Consider the following 1,859-nt stretch of genomic DNA (forward strand, 5'->3'; position numbering starts at 1 on the left):
CAGCGCAGCGGCGATCGTGAAACCGGTGATTCCCTGCTGATATAGGTTCCTCCGGCCCCAGGGATCGGCATTGTGGTCTTGTTCGGGCACCGCCGGGGACCTTGAATCGGATCCACCCGAGTAATCGAATCCCGAAGGGTGGAAGCATGCGAGAGGTCGTCCTCGTCGAGGCGGTGCGCAGTCCGATCGGCCGTCGTAACAAAGGACTCGCGGACGTCCATCCGGTCGAGTTGGCCGCGCAGGTGCTGCGCGCACTCTCCCAGCGGTGCGGTCTGGATCCGGTACTCATCGATGACGTAGTCATGGGCTGCGTCTCCCAGGCGGGAGAGCAGGCCGGGAATATCGCCCGGATGGCCGTGCTCGCGGCGGGCTGGCCGGAAACGATCCCGGGGGTGACCGTCGATCGGCAGTGCGGATCCTCGCAGCAGGCAATCCAATTCGCGGTCGCGTCGGTGATGTCCGGGATCCAGGACGTGGTGGTCGCGGCCGGTGTCGAATCGATGACACGGGTGCCGATGGGGGCGGCGCGCCTCGACGTGGAGTCGGCGCTCGGTCCGGCGGTCGAGCAGCGCTACGGACTGCGCCGCTTCGACCAGGGTGCCGGGGCTGATCAGATCGCCGAGCAGTGGAACCTGTCCCGCGAGTATCTCGACGACCTGTCCGCCGAATCCCATAGGCGTGCGGCCGCCGCCCAGGATGCCGAGGACTTCGCCGGCGAAATCGTTCCTATCGTCGCGCCGGACGGCCGGATCCTCGATACGGACGAAGGGATCCGGCGCGGGACGACACCGGAGAAGCTGGCGGGCCTCGACCCGGCGTTCGGCGGTAGACACACCGCGGGATCGTCCTCACAGATCTCCGACGGCGCGGCCGCGGTCCTGGTGATGGCCGCCGAGCGTGCGAACGAGCTCGGCCTGACCCCGCTCGCACGGCTGCACGCGTTCAGTGTGGTCGGCACCGACCCGGTCATGATGCTGACCGGGCCGATCCCGGCAACCGCCGACGTGCTGGGCAAGGCGAAGCTCTCTCTCACCGATATCGACACCTTCGAGGTGAACGAGGCGTTCGCCGCCGTTCTCGGTGCCTGGCTGGCCGAGACCGGTGCCGACCCGGCGACAGTGAACCCGCAGGGCGGAGCCATCGCGCTCGGTCACCCGCTCGGCGCATCCGGCGCGCGGTTGATGACGACCATGGTGCACCGCATGCGGCGCGAGGGCGCGCGCTGGGGTCTGCAGACCATGTGCGAAGGCGGCGGAGACGAGGCGGCCGCGTCCCGACACCGAGGACATCAATGCCCGAGTACATCCCCTCGGCCGAACCCGACCACTCGATCGCTGTGATCGGTGCGGGATTCGGCGGTCTGGCCCTGGCCGTGAAACTTCGTGAGGCAGGGATACGTGATTTCGTGATCCTGGAGCGGGCGGCGGAACTGGGGGGCACCTGGCGGGACAACACCTATCCGGGGTGTGCCTGCGATGTGCCCTCGCAGCTGTACAGCTACTCGTTCGCCCCGAACGCGGACTGGTCACGCACCTACGGCAAACAACCCGAAATTCTGGCCTACCTGCGCGATGTGGCCGAATGTCATGATATCGAGCGGCATATCCGGTACAACACCGAACTGCTCGGCGCCACCTGGGACGAAACCGCCCGGTGCTGGCAACTGGACACCAGTCAGGGCTGGGTGACCGCTCGGAAGATGCTCCCATCGGTATCCGATACCGGTGGTCGCAACCGGTGTTCGTGATTCCCGTGCCCCAGATTCGCTGCCGGATCGGGTTCCCTCATCCGGACACCGCACAGGAGGTGGAGTTTCGATGACCGTGCCGAAGGATTCGGCCGTTACGCCCGACGGTCCA

2 protein-coding genes are annotated in these 1,859 nt (G+C 67.0%); both read left to right on the forward strand.

All coding sequences use genetic code 11. From position 1 onward, the window contains the following. The first annotated feature begins 146 nt into the window (after nt 1–146). Complete coding sequence (locus tag NFL01S_RS33770) at nt 147–1,340, forward strand: thiolase family protein (protein WP_063916141.1); 1,194 nt, start codon at nt 147–149, stop codon at nt 1,338–1,340. Beyond that, nucleotides 1,292–1,747 carry a flavin-containing monooxygenase gene (locus NFL01S_RS33775; RefSeq protein ID WP_062980387.1) on the forward strand — a complete coding sequence of 152 codons (456 nt, stop codon included), beginning with the start codon at nt 1,292–1,294 and terminating at the stop codon, nt 1,745–1,747. Before NFL01S_RS33770 ends, NFL01S_RS33775 begins: the two co-directional genes overlap by 49 nt. Nucleotides 1,748–1,859 lie beyond the last annotated feature (112 nt).

This window comes from Nocardia flavorosea NBRC 108225 (genome assembly GCF_001613385.1).
Classification (GTDB): domain Bacteria; phylum Actinomycetota; class Actinomycetes; order Mycobacteriales; family Mycobacteriaceae; genus Nocardia; species Nocardia flavorosea.